Origin of the sequence: Thioalkalivibrio sp. ALJ21 (assembly GCF_000378605.1) — a bacterium.
Lineage (GTDB): Bacteria > Pseudomonadota > Gammaproteobacteria > Ectothiorhodospirales > Ectothiorhodospiraceae > Thioalkalivibrio.
In genome coordinates this window covers 213,605-230,706 of the sequence record NZ_KB905155.1, presented here as the reverse complement: position 1 = coordinate 230,706, position 17,102 = coordinate 213,605, and the positions used below count along the sequence as shown (strand labels likewise).

Annotated in this window: 20 protein-coding genes; 6 read left to right on the top strand and 14 right to left on the bottom strand. The window is 66.2% G+C overall.

Annotation, left to right across the window (positions count from 1 at the left end):
- Positions 1-27: 27 nt before the first annotated feature.
- On the top strand, positions 28-549 hold the full coding sequence (gene thpR / locus F579_RS0101080; RefSeq protein ID WP_019024656.1) for an RNA 2',3'-cyclic phosphodiesterase: 522 nt from the start codon (positions 28-30) through the stop codon (positions 547-549).
- On the opposite strand, the gene F579_RS0101075 is transcribed toward thpR, so the two are convergent.
- On the bottom strand, positions 539-829 hold the full coding sequence (locus F579_RS0101075; protein ID WP_019024657.1) for a hypothetical protein: 291 nt from the start codon (positions 827-829) through the stop codon (positions 539-541). The two genes, thpR and F579_RS0101075, sit on opposite strands and share 11 nt — an antisense overlap.
- Positions 830-832: 3 nt before the next feature.
- Positions 833-1,780: a sodium-dependent bicarbonate transport family permease gene (locus F579_RS0101070; protein ID WP_019024658.1), complete on the bottom strand. Its 948-nt coding sequence runs from the start codon at positions 1,778-1,780 to the stop codon at positions 833-835.
- A gap of 167 nt (positions 1,781-1,947) precedes the next feature.
- On the opposite strand from F579_RS0101070, the gene F579_RS0101065 reads away from it, so the two are divergent.
- Positions 1,948-2,526: an NAD(P)H-dependent oxidoreductase gene (locus F579_RS0101065; protein ID WP_019024659.1), complete on the top strand. Its 579-nt coding sequence runs from the start codon at positions 1,948-1,950 to the stop codon at positions 2,524-2,526.
- A 48-nt stretch (positions 2,527-2,574) separates the two neighbouring features.
- The gene (gene codB / locus F579_RS0101060; RefSeq protein WP_019024660.1) at positions 2,575-3,837 is read left to right on the top strand and encodes a cytosine permease; all 1,263 of its coding nucleotides are present in this window, start codon (positions 2,575-2,577) and stop codon (positions 3,835-3,837) included.
- An 18-nt stretch (positions 3,838-3,855) separates the two neighbouring features.
- On the opposite strand, the gene F579_RS14780 is transcribed toward codB, so the two are convergent.
- Entirely contained in the window at positions 3,856-4,164 is a 309-nt protein-coding gene (locus tag F579_RS14780; protein WP_081616881.1) for a hypothetical protein, read from the bottom strand.
- 222 nt (positions 4,165-4,386) lie between these two features.
- On the opposite strand from F579_RS14780, the gene F579_RS0101055 reads away from it, so the two are divergent.
- The gene (locus F579_RS0101055) at positions 4,387-4,767 is read left to right on the top strand and encodes a DUF2237 family protein (RefSeq protein ID WP_019024661.1); all 381 of its coding nucleotides are present in this window, start codon (positions 4,387-4,389) and stop codon (positions 4,765-4,767) included.
- A gap of 33 nt (positions 4,768-4,800) precedes the next feature.
- On the opposite strand, the gene F579_RS0101050 is transcribed toward F579_RS0101055, so the two are convergent.
- Together F579_RS0101050 and recQ are read right to left on the bottom strand one after the other, a co-directional pair.
- Entirely contained in the window at positions 4,801-5,556 is a 756-nt protein-coding gene (locus F579_RS0101050) for a DUF3581 family protein (protein ID WP_019024662.1), read from the bottom strand.
- Between the two features lie 56 nt (positions 5,557-5,612).
- Positions 5,613-7,493 carry a DNA helicase RecQ gene (gene recQ, locus F579_RS0101045; protein WP_019024663.1) on the bottom strand — a complete coding sequence of 627 codons (1,881 nt, stop codon included), beginning with the start codon at positions 7,491-7,493 and terminating at the stop codon, positions 5,613-5,615.
- 184 nt (positions 7,494-7,677) lie between these two features.
- Between recQ and F579_RS0101040 the strand changes: the two genes are divergently transcribed.
- Positions 7,678-8,676 carry a diguanylate cyclase gene (locus tag F579_RS0101040; RefSeq protein WP_019024664.1) on the top strand — a complete coding sequence of 333 codons (999 nt, stop codon included), beginning with the start codon at positions 7,678-7,680 and terminating at the stop codon, positions 8,674-8,676.
- Entirely contained in the window at positions 8,677-10,494 is a 1,818-nt protein-coding gene (locus F579_RS0101035; RefSeq protein ID WP_019024665.1) for an ABC transporter ATP-binding protein/permease, read from the top strand.
- A 1-nt stretch (position 10,495) separates the two neighbouring features.
- Here F579_RS0101035 and iscX read toward each other — a convergent pair whose 3' ends face one another.
- The 9 genes from iscX to cysE form a co-directional block, all read right to left on the bottom strand.
- The gene (iscX, locus tag F579_RS0101030) at positions 10,496-10,702 is read right to left on the bottom strand and encodes a Fe-S cluster assembly protein IscX (protein ID WP_019024666.1); all 207 of its coding nucleotides are present in this window, start codon (positions 10,700-10,702) and stop codon (positions 10,496-10,498) included.
- A gap of 10 nt (positions 10,703-10,712) precedes the next feature.
- Positions 10,713-11,051 (bottom strand): ISC system 2Fe-2S type ferredoxin, encoded by a 339-nt coding sequence (fdx, locus tag F579_RS0101025; protein ID WP_019024667.1) that lies wholly within the window; start codon positions 11,049-11,051, stop codon positions 10,713-10,715.
- A 4-nt stretch (positions 11,052-11,055) separates the two neighbouring features.
- Entirely contained in the window at positions 11,056-12,939 is a 1,884-nt protein-coding gene (gene hscA / locus F579_RS0101020) for a Fe-S protein assembly chaperone HscA (protein WP_019024668.1), read from the bottom strand.
- Positions 12,940-12,978: 39 nt separating this feature from the next.
- The gene (gene hscB / locus F579_RS0101015; protein ID WP_019024669.1) at positions 12,979-13,503 is read right to left on the bottom strand and encodes a Fe-S protein assembly co-chaperone HscB; all 525 of its coding nucleotides are present in this window, start codon (positions 13,501-13,503) and stop codon (positions 12,979-12,981) included.
- Between the two features lie 130 nt (positions 13,504-13,633).
- Positions 13,634-13,957 (bottom strand): iron-sulfur cluster assembly protein IscA, encoded by a 324-nt coding sequence (iscA, locus tag F579_RS0101010; protein WP_019024670.1) that lies wholly within the window; start codon positions 13,955-13,957, stop codon positions 13,634-13,636.
- Between the two features lie 7 nt (positions 13,958-13,964).
- Positions 13,965-14,375 carry a Fe-S cluster assembly scaffold IscU gene (iscU, locus tag F579_RS0101005; RefSeq protein ID WP_019024671.1) on the bottom strand — a complete coding sequence of 137 codons (411 nt, stop codon included), beginning with the start codon at positions 14,373-14,375 and terminating at the stop codon, positions 13,965-13,967.
- A gap of 54 nt (positions 14,376-14,429) precedes the next feature.
- Positions 14,430-15,653: an IscS subfamily cysteine desulfurase gene (locus F579_RS0101000; RefSeq protein WP_019024672.1), complete on the bottom strand. Its 1,224-nt coding sequence runs from the start codon at positions 15,651-15,653 to the stop codon at positions 14,430-14,432.
- 27 nt (positions 15,654-15,680) lie between these two features.
- The gene (locus tag F579_RS0100995; protein ID WP_019024673.1) at positions 15,681-16,175 is read right to left on the bottom strand and encodes an Rrf2 family transcriptional regulator; all 495 of its coding nucleotides are present in this window, start codon (positions 16,173-16,175) and stop codon (positions 15,681-15,683) included.
- A gap of 57 nt (positions 16,176-16,232) precedes the next feature.
- Entirely contained in the window at positions 16,233-17,060 is an 828-nt protein-coding gene (cysE, locus tag F579_RS0100990; protein ID WP_196800385.1) for a serine O-acetyltransferase, read from the bottom strand.
- Between the last annotated feature and the right edge of the window lie 42 nt (positions 17,061-17,102).

Genomic DNA, 17,102 nt, shown 5'->3' with positions numbered 1-17,102 from the left:
GGCCCGACCGGGTCGAGGAGAGACGCCTTGAGCGATGCACGCCGTGTATTCCTCGCGCTGTGGCCCGATGACACCACGCGCGGGATGCTGGATGAGCAGGCGCAACACCTGGACGGCCCGGGCCGGCCCGTCCCCCGGGCCCACCTGCACCTGACGCTGGCCTTTGCCGGCACCATTTCCGCCACCCAGGCCGACTGCATCGCCCAAGAGATCGGTACGCTGGAGCAAGAGGCCTTCCCACTCACGCTGGACCGGCTGGGGCATTTCGAGCGGGCGCGCGTCAGCTGGATCGGGCCCTCGGAGACACCGGCCGCGCTCGACACGCTCGCGGCGCGGGCGCGCGACCTCGCCCGGACCTGCGGCGCCACGCTGGAGGACCACCCGTTCCGGCCGCACGTCACCCTGCGCCGCTTCGCGCGTCCGCCCGAACGCGAAACGCCCGAGCACGCAATCCACTGGAACGCGACGGAGGTCGTGCTGATCGAATCCGGCCAGGGTGGCAACCCCGGCGCCTACCAGGTTCTCGCGCGGGTCCGGTTCAGTTCTTGAGCGTGACCGGAGAGGTGAACATCAACAGGCCGTAGTCCGCCTCGTACTGCTCCTTGAACTGTTTGGCAATGCGGTCGCACAGGTCCGGGGAGCCGACCACCTCCAGCTTGATGTTCCCGCCCTGGCGCCAGTTGCCCCGGCGCTTGCCATGCTTGCCCCAGCCACGGGTGTCGGACACGGTGTAGCCGGCCGCGCCCTGGCGGCGCACCTCGTCGATCAGGATGTCCTCGAGGATGGCCTCGGCCACCACCGTCAACAACAGCATCTGCTCGGATTGCATTGCCTAGCCTCCCAGCGAGTAAAGCCACTGGGTCATCCAGAAATACAGCGGGACGCCCAGGAAGATATTGAACGGGAAGGTGACCCCCAGCGAGGCCCCAATCGAGAGCGCGGGATTGGCCTTGGGTACCGCGATACGCATGGCCGCCGGCGCGGCGATGTAGGAGGCACTCGCGTACAGGGTAGCCAGCAGCAGCGTACCGCCCAGGCTCATGCCCAGGCCCCAGCCCAGCAGGATCCCGAGGATTGCCGAGACCACCGGCATCACGATCGCGAACACCACCAGGAACAGCCCGTACTGGCGTACCTCGGCGATCCGGCTCGAGGCGACCAGCCCCATCTCCAGCAGGAACAGCGCCAGCACGCCCTTGAACAGATCGAAGAACATCGGCTCCAGTGGGTCCATCAGTTCGGGACCGGCCACGAATCCGATCACCAGGCCACCGGCGAGCAGGAGGATGCTCTTGCCGAAAAAGACCTCGTGCATGGTCTTGCCCCATTGCACCGGTCCCTTTGTGCCCATGCGCGCCAGCAAGATGCCGATCACCAGTGCCGGCATCTCCAGCAGCACCAGGAAGACCACCATGTGGCCCTCGTAGTCGATCCCGCGGGCCGCGAGAAAGGCGACCGCCACCGAGAACGTCACCACACTGACCGAGCCGTAGTGCGCGGCGATAGAGGCCGAATCCGCGCGCGGCATATGCCCCAGCCAGCGCAGCACCGGGAACGCCAGCAGCGGGATCAGGGCCCCGACCGTCAGCACCGCAAGGCCGGGCAGAATCAGCGGCACCAGCTCGCTTTCCGCCAGCTTCACGCCACCATGCAACCCGATGGCCAGCAGCAGGTAAATCGACAGTGCCTCGTAGATCGCCATCGGGATCTTGAGGTCCGACTTGGCCAGCCCGGCAATCGCCCCGAGCAGGAAGAACAGAACTACCGGATCAAAAGCCATTTCAACCCGTCTCCGTTACTGCACTGCAGCACCCGAAATATCGTAGGGCAAACTCGAATCAATGTGCACCGATCCGCCGCTGCTACTGCCAGTAAAACCAGACGGCTGCAGTGATGGGCTACGCTCGTAATCAAGTGCTTTGTTCCCGAGCAGTCGGAGGCTGGCCGATGACACGCATCCTGATCCTGCAGGGCCACCCGGACCCGGCCGAAGGCCACTTCGACCATGCGCTGGCCGACGCCTACCGCGAGGGCGCGGAGCGTGCCGGTCTCGCAGTGGACACGTTCCCGATTGCCCAACGGGACTTCCCATTGCTGCGCAGCCAGGCCGAGTTCCTTGACGAGACCGTGCCGCCCGCGATCCTCGAGGCACAGGAGCTGATCGAGGTCGCCAACCACCTGGTGCTGATCTACCCCCTGTGGATGGGCGACATGCCGGCGCTGGTCAAGGGCTTTCTGGAGCAGGTGTTTCGACCATCCTTTGTGGGCGACGGCGACATGAATCAGCTGCGCCATACCCGCCTCAAGGGCCGCTCGGTGCGCATCATCGTCACCATGGGCATGCCGGCGCCGATCTATCGCTGGTTCTATCGCGCCCACAGCCTCAAGAGCCTGGAACGCAACGTCTTCCGTTTCTGCGGTTTCGGCCCCGTGCGCCACACCCTGATCGGGCAGTCCGGGGGTGACGCCGCCTCGCGCGAACGCTGGCTGGAAACTGTGCGAACGCTCGGTGCCAAAGCGAAATAGCCCCCGTATCGGTACACTCCCCTCCGGATTCCCTGCCGGCGGGCCCGTGTGAACCACAACGACCACCCCCTGAGCGAAGTACCGGACCACGCCCGCAAGGGGTTCTGGTCCATGACCGTGGTCCTGTTCGGGTTCACCTTCTTCACCTCGACCCTGTGGGCCGGCGGCTCGCTTGGCACCGCCTTCAGCTTCGGCGAGCTGATGCTGGTAATTGCGCTGGGCAACATCCTGCTGGGTGCCTATGCCGCCACCCTCGCCTACATCGGCTGCCGAAGCGGGCTGCACACGGTGCTGATGGGGCGCTTCTGCTTCGGCGAGTGGGGCAGCAAGCTCTCCGACGTCATCCTCGCGTTCACCCAGATCGGCTGGTACGCCTGGGGAACCGCAACGGTTGCGATCATCCTGGTCGAGACCACCGCCCTCCCCGAGCCCATGGAGGTCGGGCTGATGGTGCTGTTCGGCTTCGCCTTTTGCATCACCGCGATGATCGGCTACCGTGGTCTCGACTGGCTCTCCCGCGTGGCCGTTCCGGTGATGCTGCTGTTTATCCTGTTCACCTTGTTCATTGGCGTGGGCGAGGTCGGTGGCCCCGGCGGTCTGCTGGGGCAGGATCCCGAAACGGACATGGGCTTCGGTGCCGCGCTCACCATCGTGATCGGGACGTTTGTCGGCGGCGCGACGCTGGCGACCAACTGGACCCGCTTCGCCCGCACGCCACGCATTGCGGTAATCGCCACCCTGGCGGCCTTCGTGCTGGGGAACGGACTGATGGTACTAACCGGCGCGCTGGGCGCGCTGATCTATCACGAGGCGGACATCGTCCACGTGATGCTGGCGCAGGGGTTCGTGACCTTCACCCTGCTGATGCTGCTGCTGAACATCTGGAGCACCCAGGACAACACCATCTACAACTTCGGCGTGGCCGGCTGCAATCTGCTGCGCACCCAGCGCAGGCGTCTGGTCACGGTACTCGGGGCCGCCATCGGCACGGCACTGGCGGTGGCCGGGATGTATGACTACCTGGTGCCGTTCCTGATCCTGCTGGGGACCTTCATCCCGCCGCTGGGCGGCGTAATCATGGCCGACTACTGGCTGCGCCATCGCGGGCAGTATCCGCAACTGGCCGACACCCGGCTCCCGAGCTTTCACTGGCCTGGGCTGCTGGCCTACGCCGCGGGCTCGGCGGCGGCGTACTACTCGCCGGTGGTGCCACCACTGGTCGGTGTGGTGGCCGCCACCGCGGCGTATGCGGTCCTGATGAACCCGGCTCTGCCCGCCGCGCTGCGGGCGCGACGGGCAGAGAATCGCTAAACCATCCGGGAAGGTTGATCAGAAATCAGGGGTCGGCGGGGTCGGCGGCTCCGGCAGATCGGACGGATCCGGCAACGGGCCGTCCCCCGGCGAGGGCGGGCTGGACGAACGCGGCGGCTTGGGCAGGTCCGGGCTGCTGCCACCGCGCTGCTGCCCCGGAGGCGTCCCGCCATGGCCCGGGGGCGGGCTGCCTCCGGCCGGGGTACCACCACTGGCCCCGGGCGAGCCGCCCGGCGGCCCACCGGGGCCCGGTTGCGCCTGAGCGGTGCCAACCGCGAACAACGCGCCCAGCGCCGCAGCCATTACCCAACGTTTCGTCGACATCATGTCACCTACTCCTTGTGTGGGTTCCTGCCCGTGAGTCCGTTTGCCAGCCCGGGTCGTTCCAGTCCGCCCGAAAAACTGCCGACCACCTCACATTCCGTTCGATGTAAAGAATCCCGAGGATGCAATCCGGGATGATCGCTTACCAAGCGTGCAGGAACCGCTCGGTACGCTGACGACTTCGATATCCTGCAGGGTAGATCATTCGACAGGAGATGCTGACTGATGCAGCGCTTCGAATCCCGCAACGTCTTTGGTCGTCCACTGGAACCCTGTGGCACCGATCCCGTCACCGGTTTCTATCGCGATGGTGACTGCGCAACCGGCCATGACGACCAGGGCATTCACACCGTCTGTGCCGAACTGACCGAGGAATTTCTGGAGTTCTCGCGCGCCAAGGGCAACGACCTCAGCACACCCAACCCGGCATTCGGGTTTCCGGGTCTGAAGGCCGGGGACCGCTGGTGTCTTTGTGCCGGGCGCTGGCTGGAGGCCTACAAGGCCGGCTGTGCGCCCGGGGTGTTCCTGCGTGCCACGCACGAGGAGACGCTGGCGATCATCCCGCGCAATATCCTGGCCGAACACGCGCGCGATACGGCCGAGTAGATAGCGACTCCGAAGGATGCGGAGTCGGCGGAGCTAGCCGGCCACCCGCCGTGCACGGCTCTCGCCGTTGTAGGCGGCCTTCCAGCTCTCGTAGTCGGCCACCAGCTGTTCGACGTCCGCGGCGTCGTACGGGCGCAGGCCGCTCAGCACCAGGTGCTTGCTGCCTTCGGCCACGACGGCCTGGTCGATCACCAGCTCGTAGTCCAGGCGGATCTCGCCGCGCTTGCCGTTGACGGTCATCACCGCATCCTTGAGTCGCGGTTCCGGCACGCCGGCCGTTGCGGCCAGCGGCTCCGGCAGGCTGAAGCCCATGCGCTCGTACATCACCAGCGGGCGCTTGGGGTTCACCATCACCCCGTGTTCCTCCATTAGCGGCACGAGCACATGCGGGAAATTCTGCCCGGAGAAGCTGACGTAGCTGCGGATCAGCGACTCGATCACATCCGGATCATTGATCACCCGCCCGGAGCGCTCGACCTCGATCACGCTCTTGCCGCCGTCTGCCGTAATGGCGAAGGCATCGCCCGGGTGTTCCGGGAAGATCAGCGGCACATGTCCGCCGACCATGCTGGTGAAGCGAAAATGCATGTTCGCGCTCGCGCCGAAGGTATCCAGCACCAGGGCAAACAGCAGATCGCCGGGCACACAGAAACGCCGGTTGTCGGCGTCATGGATCGGGTTGAAGTCACCCGCCAGCGTCTTGGCGAACTCGCTGCCCTGTTCGGGAGTGACCACCACCTGGCCATCCCGGAGTTCGTAGAAATCTTTCAGAAAAGGGGTATGGCTCACGCGGTCTCCCCGGCTGTTGTTGTCTTGTTATCGGGCCTGTCCCGGCGTTTGCACCACTATAGCCCGAAATGCCCCTCGATGGCCCGGATGAACGCATCGCCGTAGCGCTCGAGCTTGTGCTGCCCCACCCCGGTAATCCCCGCCATCTCCTCCGGCGTACGCGGCGCGCTGGCCACCATCTCCAGCAACGTGGCGTCGGAGAAGATCACGTACGGCGGCACCCCCTGCTCCCGCGCCAGATCCGTACGCAGCGCTCGCAGGCGTTCCCACAGACCCCGGTCTTCCGGATCCATCGCGGATACGCTGCGGGCGGTATCGCGGCGTGCAGGCCGGGCCTGGCGCGCCGGACGGGCCTGCTCCTCGCGCAGGTGGATGGACTCCTCCCCGCGCAGCACGCCTCGGCAGGCGGGGTCCAGGCGCAATCCACCGTGGCCCTCGTCATCCAGCCGCAGCAGGCCTCGGGCCAGAAGCTGGCGCACCACCCCGCGCCACTGCATCTTGTCCAATTCGGTGCCGATCCCGTAGGTACTCAGCCGATCGTGCCCGAGCCGTTGCAGGCGCTCGCTCGAAGAGCCCCGCAGCACGTCGATCACATGCCCCGCCCCGAAACGCTCGCCGGTGCGGTAAATGCAGGACAGAAGCTTCTGCACCGGCACGCTGGCATCCCAGGTCGCGGGCGGATCCGTGCAGTTGTCGCAGGTCCCGCAGGGCTCCGGCATGTGTTCGTCGAAGTACGCCAGCAGGGCCTGACGGCGACAGCTGGTGATCTCGCAGAAGCCCAGCATCGCGTCCAGCTTCTGCTGCTCGATGCGCTGGCGCTCCGGGCCGGCCTGCGAGCCCTCCAGCATCTGGCGCAGGGTGACCACGTCCTGCAGGCCGTAGACCATCCAGGCATTGGCAGGCAACCCGTCGCGCCCGGCGCGCCCGGTCTCCTGGTAGTAGCCCTCCAGGCTCTTGGGCAGGTTCATGTGCGCGACGAACCGCACGTTGGGCTTGTCGATCCCCATGCCGAACGCGATGGTGGCCACCATGACCACGCCCTCCTCGCGCAAAAAGCGGGTCTGGTTCTCCGCGCGCGTGCGGGCGGAGAGGCCCGCGTGATAGGGCAGCGCGGGTATCCCCTGCTCCGTCAGCCACTCGGCCAGGGCGTCGACTTTCTTGCGCGACAGGCAATAGACGATACCCGCCTCGCCCGCATGCTCCTCGCGGATAAAGCGCAGCAGGCGGTCGCGTGGGGCACCCCCGCGCCCACCATCGGCCTGGGCCACGCGATAGCGGATATTGGGACGGTCGAAGGAACTGATGAACGCGCGGGCCTGTTCCAGCCGCAGCCGTTCGCGGATCTCCTGGCGGGTTGGCCCGTCGGCCGTGGCGGTCAGCGCCAGGCGCGGGACATCGGGGAAGTGTTCGGCCAGCACCGCGAGCTGGCCGTATTCCGGGCGGAAATCGTGGCCCCACTGGGACACGCAGTGCGCCTCGTCGATCGCGAACAGGGCCAGCTCGATCCCCTGCAGACGCTCCAGCATGCCCGAGGCAAACAGCCGTTCCGGGGACAGGTACAGGAGATCCAGTTCGCCCGCATGGAGCGCGGCCAGCACACCGCGCGCGGTCTCGGCGTCCTGGCCGGAATCCAGGCTGGCCGCGGCCACCCCGTTCTGGCGCAAGGCCGCCACCTGATCCTGCATCAGCGCAATCAGCGGGGAGATCACCACCGCACAGCCCGGGCGGGCCAGTGCCGGCACCTGGTAGCACAGCGACTTGCCACCACCGGTAGGCATCAGCACCACGGCATCGCCACCGGCGATCACATGCTCGATGACCGCCTGCTGCTGGCCACGAAAATCGGAATAGCCAAAGGTCTCGCGCAGGATGTCCAGCGGCGCAATGGCCGGGGCGCTTCCCTGCGCGTGCCCGGCGGCGAGACGTGTCGGTTCCAAAACACACTCCAGCGATTATTAAACACCGAAGCCTGCCGAATGCCCGGCAAGGCTGCAAGCCTCGAACCTGCCCGGCCCGGCGGGGCACTCTCTCCCGTCGCGACTGGTGCGAATCACACGCCACCGTGTACATTGGTCGCCACCCCGCCCGACCCGTATCCACCAGACGTGATGGCCCGCAAGCATGCCCAACTCGGTTGACGAGGAAGTCCACAGCGCGGTCCGCGAGTACCTGGATGCCTGGTTGCGACAACGGGATCTCGAACAGGTGCTCGCACTTCACACCGACACGCTCTGCGGCTTTGGTACCGGCATGGACGAGGCGGCGTTCTCGCCAGCGGAGGCCGCTTCGATTATTCGACGCGATATCGAGCAGGCGCCGGAGCCCTTTGACTACACGATCCAGCGCGAGCACGTGACCTTTCCGCACCCAGAGGTCGCGATCGCGATGATCACCTTCGCGATGCACACCCGGATCCACGGACAACAGGTCAAGCTCAACGAGTTGAGGGGCACCCTGGTTTTTCGGCGCGCAGACGGCGGCTGGCGGCTGGCGCACCTGCACGGCTCGTTCCCGACCACGGTCCACGGGACCGACGAGCCCTACCCGATCAAGGAGCTGGAGGACCGCGCCCAGGTCCTGGATCGCATGGTCAGCGAACGCACGCGGGATCTCGAGGCCGCACAGGAACACCTGGAGCGTCTGGCCACCACCGACCCCCTGACGGGTCTGCACAACCGCCTGAAGGGCAACCATGCCCTAGAAGACGCGATCCTGCAGGCCCACCGGGACGCGAGCTCCCTGACTGTGATCTTGATGGATCTGGATCACTTCAAGACCATCAACGACCAGCAGGGGCACGCTCGCGGCGACCATGTCCTGCGCGAGACCGGACGACTCCTGCGCGAACGCATCCGCAGCTCCGATACCGCCGCACGCTGGGGTGGCGAGGAGTTCCTGATCCTCTGCCTGAACACCACCGCCGACCAGGCCGCGAAGCTCGCCGAGGCCCTGCGCCAGGCGATCGAGGCACATGACTTCGGGACCAACCCGCCGTTGACCGCGAGCTTCGGCGTTACCGGCCACCAGCCGGGGGAGTCGGCCGAGAGTCTGATCGCGCGTGCGGACGAGGCGCTGTACGCGGCCAAGCGCGCCAGCCGCAACCGCGTCGAAACCGTCTGAATGCGCGGCCACACGACGCATCCCGATGCCCCGCCCCCCGGTGCGGTGAACTGGCGCATCCTCAAGAGCCTGCTCCCCTATTTGGCGGAGTTTCGCGGGCGACTGATCCTGGCGCTCGTGCTGATGGGACTGGCCAAACTGGCCACGGTCGCGATCCCGCTGGCGCTGAAGTACATCGTCGAGCACTTCGAGGACGCCGGTACCGAGGCACTGGTCGCCGTACCGGTGGCCCTGGTGATCGGCTACGGTCTGTTGCGCTTTGGCAGCACGCTGTTCGGCGAGCTGCGCGACGCGGTCTTCGTGCGCGTGGCGGAACGCGCGATGCGCCGTGCCTCGCTGCGCGTGTTCCAGCACCTGCACCGACTGGAGCTGGGTTTTCACCTCGCGCGCGAGACGGGTGGGCTGGCGCGCGACATCGAGCGCGGCACCAGCGGCATGAGCTTCCTGCTGCGCTTTACCGTATTCAACATCCTGCCGACCCTGATCGAGATCGCGCTGGTCGCGGTGATCCTGCTGGTGGCAGTAGGGCCGGTGTTCATGGTCACGGTGCTGGTGGCGGTCGCGGTCTATATCGCGTTCTCGATCTGGATTACCGAATGGCGCACGCGCTTCGTGCGCGAGGCCAATCTGCGCGACAACGAGTCCAACACCCGGGCGATCGACAGCCTGCTGAACTACGAGACGGTCAAGTACTTCGGCAACGAGTCCTTTGAGGCCGAGCGCTACGACCGAGGGCTGGCCGCCTGGGAGCAGGCGCGCACCAAGAACGTCCTGTCGCTGGTGCTGCTGAACTCCGGGCAGGCCCTGATCATCGCCGCCGCGATCACCGTGATCATGCTGCTGGCCACACGCCAGGTGGCCGCCGGCGAGATGTCGCTGGGCGATCTGGTGATGGTCAACGCCTACATGATCCAGCTGTTCATGCCGCTGAACTTCCTCGGCTTCGTCTATCGCGAGATTCGCCAGTCGCTGGCCAACATCGAGCGGCTGTTCGGCCTGCTGGAAAAACCGGTTCAGGTGGAGGATCGCCCGGATGCCCCCGATCTAGAAGTCCGGGCGGGCACGGTGCGCTTCGAGCATGTGGATTTCGGCTACCACGCAAACCGGCGCATCCTCGAGGACGTCTCGCTGGAGATCCCGGCCGGGCACAAGCTTGCTGTAGTGGGCCCCAGCGGCGCCGGCAAATCCACCCTGGCGCGCCTGCTGTTCCGCTTCTACGACGTGGACGGCGGGCGCATCACTATCGACGGACAGGACATCCGCGAGGTGACACAAGCGAGTGTGCGCCGCGCCATCGGCGTGGTGCCGCAGGACACCGTGCTGTTCAACGACACCATCCGCTACAACGTCGCCTACGGCCAGCCGAGCGCGGACGAGGAGGCGATTCGCCGCGCGGTGCGCCTCGCCCACCTGGACGATTTCATCGCCCAGCTGCCGGACGGGCTGGATACGATCGTCGGGGAACGGGGGCTGAAGGTCTCGGGCGGGGAGAAACAGCGGATCGCGATCGCGCGCATGCTGCTGAAGGATCCACCGATCCTGGTCTTCGACGAGGCGACCTCGTCACTGGATTCGGGCTCGGAGAAGGCCATCCTGCGCGCGCTGAACGAGGTGTCGGCGCGGCGTACCACGCTAGTGATCGCGCATCGGCTGTCGACGGTGATCGACGCCGAACAGATCGCGGTCATGGAGCACGGCCACGTGGTCGAACGCGGCACGCACCGCGAGCTGCTGGCCCTGAACGGCGCCTACGCGCGGCTGTGGCGCCACCAGCAGGAAGAGGCCGAACAAACTCAACCGGCGACGACCGGCGAGTAGCTTAGTCGTCGTCGACGTCGGCCTCTTCCATCCAGGCCGCCTGGATCGCCTCGAGGATGCGCTCGCCGGAACGGTTCGGGTCGTCGTCGAATTCCGGCAGCTCCATGACCCACTGGCGCAGGTCCATGAAGTTGATGTTGCGCGGATCCACGTCCGGGTGCTCGTCCGCCAGCTGGATCGCGATTTCCTGGGTATCGGTCCACTTCATAGCCGTGCCCTCAGTGGTTCTCGGAGACCTGGTTGATGGTGTACTTCGGCAGCTCGACCACCAAATCGGTGTCGGCCACGATCGCCTGACAGGAGAGCCGGGAGTCCGGTTCCAGACCCCAGGCCTTGTCCAGCATGTCTTCCTCGTCCTCGGTCGGCTCCTCGAGGCTGTCGAAGCCCTCGCGCACATAGACGTGGCAGGTCGTGCAGGCACAGGACTTCTCGCAGGCATGCTCGATCTCGATCCCGTTTTTCAGGGCGAGATCGCAGATGCTGATACCCGGATCGGCCTCTAGCGAGGCCCCCTCCGGACAGATTTCCTCGTGGGGCAGAAAGATTACCTGGGGCATGTTGTCAGTTCCCTGCGTCGTATTCGCTAACGTTGTGTCCGGCGAGCGCGCGCCGGATGCTGTCATTCATGCGCCGCGCGACAAAGGCCTCGGAGGCCTGTTCCACGCGCTTGCGCGCCGCCTCGATGGCGTCGGGATCGGCACCCTTCTCGCGTTCGGCGCGCAGCGCATCGCGCGCCTGCTCGATGGTCTGGCGCTCCTCGGCCTCGAGGTAGCGATCGCCGTCCGTCTCCAGCGCGGCATCCAGCGCCTCGAGCACGCGGTCGGCCTCGACCTGCTCCTCGCGCAGGCGCCGCGCCTCCATGTCCTCGCGCGCGGAGGAGGCGGAATCGCGCAGCATCTGCTCGATCTCGCTGTCGGTCAGGCCGTAGCTGGGCTTGACCTCGATATGCGCCTCCACGCCCTGGGTCTGCTCGCGTGCGGTCACGTTCAGCAGCCCGTCGGCATCGACCTGGAAGGTCACGCGGATACGCGCGGCCCCGGCCACCATCGGCGGGATACCGGACAGGGTGAAACGCGCCAGCGAGCGGTTGGCATCGACCACATCACGCTCGCCCTGCACCACGTGCAGCGACATCGCGGTCTGGCCGTCCTTGAAGGTGGTGAAGTCCTGCGCGCGGGTGGCCGGGATCGTGGTGTTGCGCGGGATGATGAACTCGACCAGTCCCCCCATCGTCTCCAGCCCCAGCGACAGCGGGATCACGTCCAGCAGCAGGAGCTCGGTGTCCGGCTTGTTGCCGGCCAGGATGTCCGCCTGCTGGGCGGCCCCGATCGCGACCACACGGTCGGGGTCGATCCCGGCGTGCGGTGCTCGACCAAAGAATTGCTCCACCGCCTCGCGTACGGCCGGCATGCGCGTGGAACCGCCCACCAGTACCACTTCGTCGATCGCGTTCGGCGCCAGGTCGGCATCCTCCAGCACCTGGCGGCAGGCGGCCATCGTTCGGTCCAGCAGCGGCCGCGCCAGTTCCACCAGCGTCGCGCGGTCGAGCTCCGCCGCGTGGATCGAACCATCGGCGCGCGCGACGTCGACGCGGGTGTTCTCGGCGTCGGTCAGGGCCTCCTTGGCCTCGCGCGCGGCCAGCAGCACGCGGCGCAGGCGCTGCGGATCGGTCTCGCCGGTCATCCCGGCCTGATTCAGCACCCAGTCCGCAATCGCGCGGTCGATGTCGTCGCCGCCCAGGGCGGAATCGCCCCCGGTCGCCAGCACCTCGAACACGCCCCGGCGCAACTGCAGGATGGAGATATCGAAGGTCCCGCCACCCAGGTCATAGACCGCAATCGTGCTCTCTTCGCCCTGGTCCAGGCCGTAGGCCACGGCCGCGGCGGTCGGCTCGCTGATCAGGCGCAGGACGTTCAGGCCCGCCAGTTGCGCCGCATCGCGCGTCGCCTGGCGCTGGGGGTCGTCGAAGTACGCGGGCACGGTAATGACCACACCCTCCAGCTCGTCACCAAGCGTGGCTTCGGCGCGTTCGCGCAGGGTATTGAGGATGTCGGCCGAGACCTCCACCGCCGTCTTGTCCCCGGCCGCCGTCTCGATCCGAGGAACGCTGGAGTCCCCGGTCTTCAGCCGAAACGGCAGCTCGCCGGACAGCGTGGCCACATCCGCCGCACCGCGCCCGATCAGGCGCTTGACCGAGGCAATGGTGTTGTGCGGATCATCCGCCGCATGCTCGGCCGCCGCGTGCCCGACGCTTACCGCATCCGGCGCGTAGTGCACCACAGAAGGCAGGATATGCCGGCCCTGCTCGTCCGGCAGGGTGTCGGCCACGCCACTGCGCACGGTGGCGACCAGCGAATGCGTGGTGCCGAGGTCGATCCCGGCCGCCAGGTGCCGCCGGTGCGGGGCGGAGTCGGCTCCGGGTTCGGTGATCTGCAGTAACGCCATCGAAAATCGGCTCCTTTGGAGGCCGCGGCGGGTTATGGATTAGCCGCGCGCCAGGTTCTGTCGGGTTCGTTTCAGCTCGGCCAGCAGGCGGTCGAAAAAGCGCAGCTCGAGCACGCGATCCTTGGCCTGTGCCCCGGGCGATGTCGGATCGGCCAGGGCCTCGGCGACCTTCGAGCGCGCTTCGTCGCGGGCCTTTTCCAGCTCCATGCCCACCGCGTCCAGTTCCTCGCGGTCGCCGGCGGATTCGGCCTCTTCCAGGCGTTCACGCCACTCGATCTGGGCCTCGATGAACTCGATGTTCTGGCTGGTATCGCGTTCGGCATCGAACGCAATCCCACTGCGCTCCAGCAAGGCCACCGCACGGCGGTAGTCATCGTCGAGGATTGCGTAGGCCTCGTTGACGTCGGCGGCCATGGCCGCGGCCATGCGCCGCGCCTGGTCGCCCTGGCGCACGAAGCGGTCGGGGTGCAGCTCCGCCTGCAGACGCTTGAAGCGCTCGGCCAGCTGCTGACGGTCGATCTCGAAGGCGACCGGCAAGTCGAACTGCTCGAAGGGGTCGGTCATGACGTCCTGTTGTCCTCGCAACGAGAGACTGGCAGCGGGCGCCTGGCAACGCGCTGGCACCCAACGCAAAACGGGGTGGGACAGTGGCTGCCAGGCAACCACCATGCACCACCCCGGATGCGTGCATCAGTCAGATGCTGAAGCTTTCACCGCAGCCGCACCGGGCCTTCTCGTTCGGGTTGTTGAACTTGAAACCCTCGTTCAGGCCTTCCTTGCCAAAATCCAGCTCGGTGCCGTCGAGATAGACCAGCGATTTCGGATTGACCACCAGCTTCACGCCACGATCTTCGAACACCGTGTCGGTGTCCTCGATATCGTCGGCAAACTCGACCACGTAGGCCATGCCCGAGCAGCCGGTCGTCCTGACCCCGAGACGCACGCCCACACCCTTGCCACGCTGGGCAAGAAAGCTGTGGATGCGCTCGGCCGCCGGTTCGGTGAGTGTAATCGCCATAGACACCTCAGGCGGTCTTCTGCTCGGCCTGCTCGTCCTGACCGTGCCGCTCCTGGTAGTTGGAGATGGCCGCTTTGATCGCGTCCTCGGCCAGCACGGAGCAGTGGATCTTCACCGGCGGCAAGGCCAGCTCTTCGGCGATCTGGGTGTTCTTGATCTGGCTCGCCTCTTCCAGGGTCTTGCCGCGCACCCACTCGGTGAGCAGCGAGCTGGAGGCGATGGCGGAGCCACAGCCGTAGGTCTTGAACTTGGCGTCTTCGATCACGCCGTCGTCGTTGACCTTGATCTGCAGCTTCATCACGTCGCCGCAGGCCGGCGCGCCGACCATGCCGGTGCCGACGGAATCGTCGTTCTTGTCGAAGCTGCCGACGTTGCGCGGATTTTCGTAGTGGTCCAGAACCTTGTCACTGTAAGCCATGACCGTTCTCCTGTTGCGTAGTACGCGTTGCGTTCGTGGTGCCGAGCCGGTGGCCTAGTGGGCCGCCCACTCGACGGTGCTCAGATCGATGCCGTCCTGGTACATCTCCCACAGCGGGGAGAGCTCGCGCAGCTTGGCAACTGCGGCGCGCACGATCTCGACCGTATGGTCGACCTCCTCGACGGTCGTGTAGCGACCGATGGAGAAGCGGATCGAGCTGTGTGCCAGCTCGTCGTCGCGGCCCAGTGCGCGCAGCACGTAGGACGGTTCCAGGCTCGCCGAGGTACAGGCCGAGCCGGAGGACACGGCGATGTCGCGCAGCGCCATGATCAGGCTCTCGCCCTCGACGAAGTTGAAAGAGACGTTCAGATTGTGCGCGACCCGCTGTTCGGCGTCGCCGTTCAGGTAGACCTCTTCCATGCCGTCGAGGCCCGCCCACAGGCGGTCGCGCAGCATGCGGATGCGCTCGAGTTCGGTGCCCATCTCTTCACCGGCGACGCGGAAGGCCTCGCCCATGCCGACGATCTGATGAGTCGCCAGCGTGCCGGAACGCATGCCACGTTCGTGGCCGCCACCGTGCATCTGCGCCTCGATCCGTACCCGCGGCTTGCGGCGCACATACAGCGCACCAATGCCCTTCGGACCATAGACCTTGTGCGCGGAGAAGCTCATCAGGTCCACCGGGAGCTTGGACAGATCGAGCGCGACCTTGCCGGCGGACTGGGCCGCGTCCACGTGGAACACGATCCCGTGCTCGCGGCACAGATTGCCGATCGCCTCGATGTCCTGAATCACGCCGATCTCGTTGTTCACGTGCATCACGGAGACGACGATCGTGTCGTCACGGATCGCATCCTTGAGCTCCTGCAGGTCCACCAGGCCGTTATCCTTCACGCCCAGATAAGTAACCTCGAAGCCCTCGCGCTCCAGCTGGCGCGCGGTATCCAGCACGGCCTTGTGCTCGGTCTTGACCGTGATGATGTGTTTGCCCTTGCGCTGGTAGAAGTGCGCGGCACCCTTGATCGCCAGGTTGTCGGACTCGGTGGCGCCGGAGGTCCAGATGATCTCCTTCGGGTCGGCGCCAACCAGCGCGGCGACCTGTTCACGGGCATTTTCCACGGCCTTTTCCGCACCCCAGCCGAAGCTGTGGCTACGCGATGCCGGGTTGCCGAACAGGCCGTCCTTGGTCAGGCAGCCCGTCATCTTCTCGGCCACACGCTCGTCGACCGGTGTGGTCGCGGAGTAGTCCAGGTAGATGGGCAGTTTCAGGTCACTCATTACGCGTTCACTCCTTTCGCAGCCGCCTCAGGCGGTCGCATTGCTCGATTTTGTTGCACCGCCCTTCAGGGCGTCACCGTGCATGACCACTTTCTTCACGCCATCCTGTGCCATCTGCGCCTGATGCCGTTCCAGCACATCCGCCAGCGTCCGGCTGCTGAGAAAGTCATAGAGCTGCTGGCTGAGGTCCGTCCACAGGTCGTGCGTCAGACAGCGCGACTCGGAATTGCAGTTGGCCTTGCCGCCGCAGCGCGTGACATCCACGGGCTCGTCCACCGCGACGATGATATCGGCCACCGAGATACCCTCGGGCTCCCGACTCAGCGCATAACCACCGCCCGGGCCGCGACTGCTGTTCACCAGCCCCTGTCGGCGCAGCCTGGAAAAAAGCTGCTCCAGATAGGACAATGACAGTTTCTGGCGTCGCGCCACCTCGGCCAGGGATACCGGGCCGTCCTCGGTGTGCATCGCCACGTCCAGCATGGCAGTGACGGCATAGCGCCCTTTGGTTGTCAGTTTCATGGCTGTGTCTGCTTCCTGCTCATTTGACGCGCAGCTTAGAATACCCGACCAAAACGATCAAGTATTCCCCTGCTGTTTACGTTCTTGTTGGCTTTCCGCCGGCCGGGGCACTTCGCATTCGTCCGGTTCCAGACCCTCCAGATCGCAGGGCTCGATCGGCCTCGAATCCGCATCGCCCACCACCTCGCCGGGGTCGATCCCCGCACGCTTCAGGGCCTGGCAGGCCTTGTCCATGCGCTCGTCCAGCTCGTGCACACGATGCACGATCCGGTGAATCGCGTTGGCCACCGGGTCAGGCATGTCGCGCGCAACGCCGTAGGCATCGAAACCCATGCGGTCGGCCATCTGCTGAAACCGCGGATCCGGCTCCGGCCGCGGGCCGATGACCCGCGCCGGGATCCCGACCGCCGTCGCATCCGCGGGGACATCCTTCAACACCACGGCATTCGAACCGACCCGGGCACGGTCACCCACGTGGATCGGGCCGAGCAGCTTGGCCCCCGCACCGATGACGACCTCGTTGCCCAGCGTCGGGTGGCGCTTGCCGCCCTCCCAGCTGGTGCCGCCCAGGGTTACCTGGTGGTAGATCGTGCAGTCGTCACCGACCTCGGCGGTTTCGCCGATCACCACGCCCATGCCGTGGTCAATAAAGAAGCGCCGCCCGATCTTCGCACCCGGATGGATCTCGATCCCGGTTACCCAGCGGCTGAAGTTGGCAATCACCCGCCCCAGCCAGCGCATGCGATGGCTCCACAGCCAGTGCGCCAGCCGGTGATACCAGAGCGCATGCAGACCGGGATACGCCGTCACCACCTCGAAGGCGTTGCGGGCGGCGGGGTCGCGTGCGAACACGCAGCGAATGTCCTCGCGCATCCTGTCAAACATGGTCCGGCCTCATTCCTGAGTCATTTACTAAGGTATCACTTC

Bases quoted from the DNA above. Each gene is read 5' to 3' on its own strand.
- F579_RS0101075 (WP_019024657.1), bottom strand. From the start codon at position 829: ATGCAATCCGAGCAGATGCTGTTGTTGACGGTGGTGGCCGAGGCCATC.
- F579_RS0101070 (WP_019024658.1), bottom strand. From the start codon at position 1,780: ATGGCTTTTGATCCGGTAGTTCTGTTCTTCCTGCTCGGGGCGATTGCC.
- F579_RS0101065 (WP_019024659.1), top strand. From the start codon at position 1,948: ATGACACGCATCCTGATCCTGCAGGGCCACCCGGACCCGGCCGAAGGC.
- F579_RS14780 (WP_081616881.1), bottom strand. From the start codon at position 4,164: ATGATGTCGACGAAACGTTGGGTAATGGCTGCGGCGCTGGGCGCGTTG.
- F579_RS0101055 (WP_019024661.1), top strand. From the start codon at position 4,387: ATGCAGCGCTTCGAATCCCGCAACGTCTTTGGTCGTCCACTGGAACCC.
- F579_RS0101040 (WP_019024664.1), top strand. From the start codon at position 7,678: ATGCCCAACTCGGTTGACGAGGAAGTCCACAGCGCGGTCCGCGAGTAC.
- F579_RS0101035 (WP_019024665.1), top strand. From the start codon at position 8,677: ATGCGCGGCCACACGACGCATCCCGATGCCCCGCCCCCCGGTGCGGTG.
- iscX (WP_019024666.1), bottom strand. From the start codon at position 10,702: ATGAAGTGGACCGATACCCAGGAAATCGCGATCCAGCTGGCGGACGAG.
- fdx (WP_019024667.1), bottom strand. From the start codon at position 11,051: ATGCCCCAGGTAATCTTTCTGCCCCACGAGGAAATCTGTCCGGAGGGG.
- hscA (WP_019024668.1), bottom strand. From the start codon at position 12,939: ATGGCGTTACTGCAGATCACCGAACCCGGAGCCGACTCCGCCCCGCAC.
- hscB (WP_019024669.1), bottom strand. From the start codon at position 13,503: ATGACCGACCCCTTCGAGCAGTTCGACTTGCCGGTCGCCTTCGAGATC.
- iscA (WP_019024670.1), bottom strand. From the start codon at position 13,957: ATGGCGATTACACTCACCGAACCGGCGGCCGAGCGCATCCACAGCTTT.
- iscU (WP_019024671.1), bottom strand. From the start codon at position 14,375: ATGGCTTACAGTGACAAGGTTCTGGACCACTACGAAAATCCGCGCAAC.
- F579_RS0101000 (WP_019024672.1), bottom strand. From the start codon at position 15,653: ATGAGTGACCTGAAACTGCCCATCTACCTGGACTACTCCGCGACCACA.
- F579_RS0100995 (WP_019024673.1), bottom strand. From the start codon at position 16,175: ATGAAACTGACAACCAAAGGGCGCTATGCCGTCACTGCCATGCTGGAC.
- cysE (WP_196800385.1), bottom strand. From the start codon at position 17,060: ATGTTTGACAGGATGCGCGAGGACATTCGCTGCGTGTTCGCACGCGAC.